The organism is Confluentibacter flavum (genome assembly GCF_002843175.1).
GTDB classification, from domain to species: Bacteria; Bacteroidota; Bacteroidia; order Flavobacteriales; family Flavobacteriaceae; genus Confluentibacter; species Confluentibacter flavum.
This window is the reverse complement of the sequence record NZ_PJEO01000028.1, coordinates 109745-117274: the sequence shown is the minus strand read 5'-3', so window position 1 is coordinate 117274 and position 7530 is coordinate 109745. Positions and strand designations below refer to the sequence as shown.

At 36.4% G+C, this 7530-nt stretch carries 3 protein-coding genes and 1 rRNA gene; 2 read left to right on the top strand and 2 right to left on the bottom strand.

Annotated features, from left to right (window positions below):
• Window positions 1–221: 221 nt before the first annotated feature.
• Window positions 222–1737, bottom strand: a 16S ribosomal RNA gene (locus CSW08_RS09015).
• 631 nt (window positions 1738–2368) lie between these two features.
• Window positions 2369–4312 (bottom strand): putative porin, encoded by a 1944-nt coding sequence (locus CSW08_RS09010; RefSeq protein ID WP_106659558.1) that lies wholly within the window; start codon window positions 4310–4312, stop codon window positions 2369–2371.
• A gap of 84 nt (window positions 4313–4396) precedes the next feature.
• Between CSW08_RS09010 and CSW08_RS09005 the strand changes: the two genes are divergently transcribed.
• Complete coding sequence (locus CSW08_RS09005; RefSeq protein ID WP_106659557.1) at window positions 4397–4996, top strand: ribonuclease HII; 600 nt, start codon at window positions 4397–4399, stop codon at window positions 4994–4996.
• An 89-nt stretch (window positions 4997–5085) separates the two neighbouring features.
• Window positions 5086–7515, top strand: coding sequence for a ribonuclease HII (locus tag CSW08_RS09000; RefSeq protein WP_106659556.1), 2430 nt, complete (start codon window positions 5086–5088; stop codon window positions 7513–7515).
• Window positions 7516–7530: the final 15 nt, after the last annotated feature.

Here is a 7530-nt window from a genome sequence, read left to right as displayed (position 1 = left end):
CAGGCAGACTCGAACTGCCGACCTCTACATTATCAGTGTAGCGCTCTAACCAGCTGAGCTATGAGACTCTTTTGGTTATCGGTCTTTGGTTGCCCGCCATCGGCCTTCACCAACAACTATCAACTATCAACCAACAACTAATATATCTTAAATTAACAGCAATGAGAATAAACTATCCTTTTCTTAGTTTTTTGTATTTCCTTTTAATCGTCTTTCTCTAGAAAGGAGGTGTTCCAGCCGCACCTTCCGGTACGGCTACCTTGTTACGACTTAGCCCTAGTTACCGATTTTACCCTAGGCCGCTCCTTGCGGTGACGGACTTCAGGCACTCCCAGCTTCCATGGCTTGACGGGCGGTGTGTACAAGGCCCGGGAACGTATTCACCGCATCATGGCTGATATGCGATTACTAGCGATTCCAGCTTCACGGAGTCGAGTTGCAGACTCCGATCCGAACTGTGATAGGGTTTATAGATTCGCTCCTGGTCGCCCAGTGGCTGCTCTCTGTCCCTACCATTGTAGCACGTGTGTAGCCCAGGACGTAAGGGCCGTGATGATTTGACGTCATCCCCACCTTCCTCACAGTTTGCACTGGCAGTCTTGCTAGAGTTCCCGACATGACTCGCTGGCAACTAACAACAGGGGTTGCGCTCGTTATAGGACTTAACCTGACACCTCACGGCACGAGCTGACGACAACCATGCAGCACCTTGTAAGTGGTCCGAAGAAATAAGTGTCTCCACCTAATGCAACTTACATTTAAGCCCTGGTAAGGTTCCTCGCGTATCATCGAATTAAACCACATGCTCCACCGCTTGTGCGGGCCCCCGTCAATTCCTTTGAGTTTCAGGCTTGCGCCCGTACTCCCCAGGTGGGATACTTATCACTTTCGCTTAGCCACTCAGATAAATCCGAACAGCTAGTATCCATCGTTTACGGCGTGGACTACCAGGGTATCTAATCCTGTTCGCTACCCACGCTTTCGTCCATCAGTGTCAATACATTGTTAGTGATCTGCCTTCGCAATCGGTATTCTATGTAATATCTATGCATTTCACCGCTACACTACATATTCTAACCACTTCACAATGATTCAAGACGACCAGTATCAAGGGCAATTCTACAGTTGAGCTGCAGACTTTCACCCCTGACTTAACCGTCCACCTACGGACCCTTTAAACCCAATGATTCCGGATAACGCTTGGATCCTCCGTATTACCGCGGCTGCTGGCACGGAGTTAGCCGATCCTTATTCCTACGGTACCGTCAAGCCCCCTCACGAGGGGGTGTTTCTTCCCGTATAAAAGCAGTTTACAACCCATAGGGCAGTCTTCCTGCACGCGGCATGGCTGGATCAGGCTTGCGCCCATTGTCCAATATTCCTCACTGCTGCCTCCCGTAGGAGTCTGGTCCGTGTCTCAGTACCAGTGTGGGGGATCCCCCTCTCAGGGCCCCTACCTATCGTTGCCATGGTATGCCGTTACCACACCATCTAGCTAATAGGACGCATACCCATCTTTTGCCGTAGCCTTTAATATGGTCCCCATGCGAGGTCCATATGCTATACGGTGTTAATCCAAATTTCTCTGGGCTATCCCGTAGCAAAAGGTAGGTTGTATACGCGTTACGCACCCGTGCGCCGCTCTCATCGGTGGCAAGCCACCGAATCCCGCCCGACTTGCATGTGTTAGGCCTGCCGCTAGCGTTCATCCTGAGCCAGGATCAAACTCTTCATCGTTAATCTTTAGGCGCTCATCGCGCCAATGTTTTAACAATCAATCGGAATTTCTCGTACTCAAAATAATCTATTCTCTTTGTCGATCTTCGCCGTTTCCGGCTAGATCTTACGCTGTCAATTCAATATGTCTATGAACTTCTTTTTTTCTTTCCCCAGCTCGTTTCCTTGCTAAGCGGGTGCAAATATAAAACCCTTTTTCTTATCCCGCAATACTTTCTGAATGTTTTTTGAAAAAAGTTTTTTGATCCCTTTTTCTTCAAACCTTATAATTTCCTGCCGAACGCCGCCCCAAGGCATTTGCCTTTTTTAGCGGCTGCAAACATACGACCCTTTTCACATTCCAAACAAACTTTTTTATGCCTTTTTTTGAAGTTTTTTTAAGGGGTTTTTAATAACTGATTTTTAATTATTTACGTTATTATTTAATACCCTTTATGTTGTGCACTCATTATTATATGTTGCATTTTCTTATTATTTCGAAGGTTGCATTAGCGATTGAACGTTTCGGCTGCGCTCAACGCAGGCTATATGTTTGAACTCTTTATTATGAATTACTGTAAAAGTAATTGATAATAAAAGTGAGTAGTGAAAGCGCGACCAAGCTCATTTTAGCTTGGGAATGCCAAAAAAATTACATAAAGAAATTCCAAACAACACCAAAACGTACTGTAAAATCACGATAGGGATAGTTTGGTGCTGAATAATAATTATAACCCGTAAAGGCCGAATTAAAATGTTCAGCTTTTAAAAAGATGCGTGTTTGACGAATTTTGGCGTTAATAAAGAAATCCAATCTTGGGAATTCACCATATTGCCTAGTATTTTGAACATAGAATTCTGCCAATAACGGATCGTAGGCATTCATATAATACTTTGTGAAATAATTGAATGTAACACCTGTTTGCAAATACATCGCTTTTTTAAATATGTGATTGGCATAATATAAGGTGTTTCGTGTTGTTAGTTCGGGGACATTAAGCACGCCACTTTCATCTTGTACATTCTGATAAAGTATGGTATTGTCGAGTGCAAAATTACCAAACCTTATTTCTTTTTCTAATTTAACCCTTAAATAGGTTATGGTTTTATTGTTTTGAAATGCCTTAATGGCATTATCGTCATCTCGTTTAAAATAGGTGTAATCTGTAATTGTGGAATAATCAAATGAGATATTTGCTATTTTATTGGATTTTAGCTGAAATGAAAGTTGTTGGGTTTCGGTATTATTAAAATTGTTCCGCCAATTATAATTTAAATAATTACTTTGATACAATAACACATTATAATTAGGCGCTTTTGAATTGTGATTAATGGCTGCTGTAGCCGACAAATCTTCATTGAGTTTAAAAGTAGCTTCGCCTTTAATAAAATTACCATCAAAATCTCCAGCAACATTCAACCCTAATTCTCCATTAAATTCAAACTTTTTAAATGCTTTATGATATTTACCACCAGCTGAAATCACATCTCCTTTTAATCTGTTAGAAATGGTATTGCCATTTAATACAACAACTTTATTGTAACCGTAATTATAGTTGGTATTACTTATATTGAATTGTAAATCTCCTATAATATCATTACTATAATTTAAACTTGCTTGATTGTAGAGATTTTCGAGAGCAACACGATCTGTGAATTGAGAGGCTTTAAAAGCTGGTCCAAAAAAAGTTGTATTTGCGTTGGATTGCTCGTACTCATAATATTTATCTTCAAAAGACAAAACGTGACCTATACTAATTTGATTTGCTGATAAGGAATCCTTTTTATTCAACAGGTAATATTTATGATCCAAATAAACTCTTTTACCTACCAAAATGTTTTCGGCATTTTCAAAATTAACCTCTAATATAGATCGGTCTAGAAATTCTGGATCACCACTTTCAAAATTATCAACACTAACCTCTTGCAACCCGCCATTTTCTTGATTCATTAAATCTTGGGTTATAATATGGGTTCTAACAAAATAACGCTTGTTCTTTGTTTTGTAATTTGCCGTAAACCTAAAATTACCCGTGCTTGTTAATATGTGCTGGTATTTTCCCAACGACCTCAATCCTTTGTAAGCTATGGAGAAATTAAATTGAGGAGAGGTATTTACTGTGAAAAAGGAATCGGCTAACTGACCTTGTTCGAATGCTGATTTATATAATAACTCTGTTAATGGCGTTGGAACCCTATAATAACTAATGTCCTCTACTTCCATATAATTAAAATGCCTTGCCCTAGCGCCAAAACTGGGCATTAAGTTGGTGCTTTCAAAATCGTAAGTCAAACTATTATATGTTTGTCCTAAATTTGAAAAAGGCATGAGTCCAAAATTGTCCCTTCTTAAATAATTGAATTTATAATCTTTTTTTATGGTCAGCGTCGTATCAACATAAGTTGTGTCATTTTCATGAGAAATAATAAGGTAATCTGTTATTTTCGCAACTTCCTTGGTTGCTTTACCAATGGTGTCAAGAGGCGACCTTCCACCCTGTCCCCCACCTGATCGACTCGGTCTATTTGGTCCAATTTGAGCAAATGCCCCATAATAGAAAAATACGGTAAGTAATGCTAGAAATATTTTTATCATCAATTTATTTTTTCCGAAGCAAAAGTAATTATTTGAACGTTAAGTGTCGGTAAAAATTATAAATTTGGTAGTAAGATTTATTTCATGTTATTATTAAATCATTCGAATTTTAAACTAGAGTGCGGTACCGACGAAGCTGGACGTGGTTGTTTGGCAGGTCCTGTTACAGCTGCTGCCGTTATACTGCCAACTGTTTTTGAAAATTCTATATTAAATGATTCCAAACAACTGAGCGAAAAAAAAAGGGCATTCCTTAAACCCATCATAGAACTTGAAGCTTTAACTTTTGGAGTCGCCCATGTTTTTCAAGAAGATATAGATAAAATAAATATTTTGAATGCTTCTATTTTGGCCATGCACAAGGCTGTAAACAATTTAAAAATAACACCGGAATTCATCATAGTTGATGGCAATAGATTTAAACCTTTAAATACCATCCCTTTTGAAACCATTATAAAAGGCGATGGAAAATATTTGAGTATTGCTGCTGCATCCATCTTAGCAAAAACATATCGTGATGCCTATATGGATTCCATACATGAAGAATACCCCATGTACAATTGGAAACAAAACAAAGGCTATCCAACGGCTGAACATAGAGAAGCTATAAAAAAATATGGCATTACTAAATACCATAGAAGATCCTTCAGACTTTTACCCGAACAATTAAAACTTAATTTTTAGCGTTTTATAGGACATTGGTTTTATATTCCCTTGCGTTTTATTTAATAGTAAAATGAAAAATATGTAGGTTTGTATAAATTAAGCTATCCATGAGATTTTTTTGTTTTGCCCTCTTACTTGTTTTAACATTTAGCTGTAATAATCCAGACGTTAATAGAACCCAGCTAATTCACTACACACCAGAAAACACCTCTATTATTTTAAGAACAGACAATATTGAAAGCTTAAAAAGCAGCATAAAAAACAGTGGTTTTTTTGAAATTCTTTCTAACACAAAAACTTTTAGAAATCTTGAAACTAAGCTAGAGCATGTGTCGCTTTTAAAACCTACTGGAGATGTTTTAATATGTTTTTCAAAAGATAAAACCGATAGCCTTCAATACACCATCATAACAACATTTAGCAAAAACCTAATTATAACAGACTCTCTAAAAAATTATAAGGAGGAAACTTTAACATATGAGGATAAGTCGATAATAAAAGCCACTCTTAAAAATCACACTTTTTACAGTACCGTTGTTGATAGTGTATTTATGGCATCTTCATCAAAAGACATTATCGATTCTGCTTATGACAAAGCGTTTATTGACACAGAACTAGAAAAAATTTACAACACTACGGCCACAGATAAAACAGTATCAATCATTATAAATTCAAAGCAGTCATTTATAAAGTCATTGTTTTTAGATCAAGGATTGCCTTTAAAAACATTTACAAATTATACTGCTGTAGATGTTGATATTAACCAGAATCAATTATTTATTAATGGCATTACCAAAGGTTTGGATTCTTTAAACACGATCAATATTTTTAAAAACACCATTCCGCAAGAAAATCAATTACAAAACATCACACCAAATAATAGTGATGGTTTTATGAGTTTTACTTTTAATGATTTTGAAAATTTAAAAACCAATTTACAGCCGTTCACAAAGAAGGATTCTGTTGCAAATTCAACCACTCTTTTTGACAACATTATTGAAGTTGGTGTGATTTATGAAGAAAACAAACGTGCCATTGTTTTAAATTCCCTGGATATTATGGCTACCAAAGACGAATTATTAGCGGAATTGAATACTCTTGAAACGTTTAGGGAAACAGATATCTTTAATTTTAGTAACCCGGATTTATTCTCTAAAACCTTCCATCCATTAATAACGTTCAATAACGCTACAAAATATTGCGTACTGGATAATTTTTTTGTGTTTGCGGATGATATCGAGTTGCTTCATAATATCATTGCCAGTTATTTAAATAAAACCACGTTAAGTGAACAATCTTATTTTAATGATATTAAAGAACAATTAAACGATGCCTCCTCTTTAATGCTTGTTGGAAATCCGACCATTCTTAAAACTGTTTTAGAAAAAAATCTTGAAGAACCCATTGGTTCTGGTTTAAGTAATTATAATGCTTCGGCTTTACAATTTATTTACGATACTAATTTTGCCCATGTTAATGCCATTATAAAACAAACCAAAATTAAAGCCAGTGAAAACTCTGTTTCTGAAGAGTTAAATATAAAATTAGATACCGATTTATTAAATACGCCCCAATTTGTTACCAACCACATTACAAAGGAAAAGGAAATTGTCGTCCAAGATATAAACAATAACCTGTATTTAATTTCCAATAAAGGAAAAATTCTCTGGAAAAAACAATTAGAAGGGCCCATTTTGGGAACTATGGAGCAAATTGATATTTACAAGAATGGCAGACTTCAATTAACGTTTGCAACCCCCCATCGCGTTTATGTCCTTGATAGAAACGGAAAGGATGTGGCTCCATTTCCAGCAAAATTTAATGATAACATCACACAACCTCTATCGGTTTTTGATTACGATAAAAATAAAAATTACAGACTGCTAGTCACTCAAGGAAAAAACATCCTTATGTATGATGTAAATGCTAAATTGGTAAGTGGGTTTACTTTTAAATCTGCAAATGATAACATAATCAATCAGCCACAACATATAAGAATAAGCGGCAAAGACTATATTACATTAAAAACGCAAAACAAACTTTACATATTAGATAGAACGGGTAGAACCAGAATCACACCTAAAACCTCCACTACATTTTCTAGTGAGCCGGTATTTTTTTATAACACTAAGTTTACAACAACCAACACTACGGGTGATTTAATCTCTATAGACACTAATGGAAATACCTCAGTATTAAACCTTAATCTTGCCGAAAAACACCATATAGATGCCAGCAGTAAAACATTGGCAACGCAAAGTGAAAATAGATTAACCATTAAAGGCAAAACCGTTGAATTGGATTTTGGCACTTATGCTCCACTCAAATTATTTTATATCAATGACAAAATTTATGTTTCGGTAACCGATTTACAGGCGCACAAAGTATATCTATATGATAGCCAAGGAGAACTTTTATCAAATTTTCCTGTTTACGGAAATTCAATTGCAACACTTGATACTATTGATAAAAATAGAACCCTAGGATTTGCTGTTAAAGGAGAAAGCAATTCCGTAATTCTGTATAAAATATATTAGGCTGAATTAAGTAAA

Bases quoted from the DNA above. Each gene is read 5' to 3' on its own strand.
- CSW08_RS09010 (WP_106659558.1), bottom strand. From the start codon at position 4,312: ATGATAAAAATATTTCTAGCATTACTTACCGTATTTTTCTATTATGGG.
- CSW08_RS09005 (WP_106659557.1), top strand. From the start codon at position 4,397: ATGTTATTATTAAATCATTCGAATTTTAAACTAGAGTGCGGTACCGAC.
- CSW08_RS09000 (WP_106659556.1), top strand. From the start codon at position 5,086: ATGAGATTTTTTTGTTTTGCCCTCTTACTTGTTTTAACATTTAGCTGT.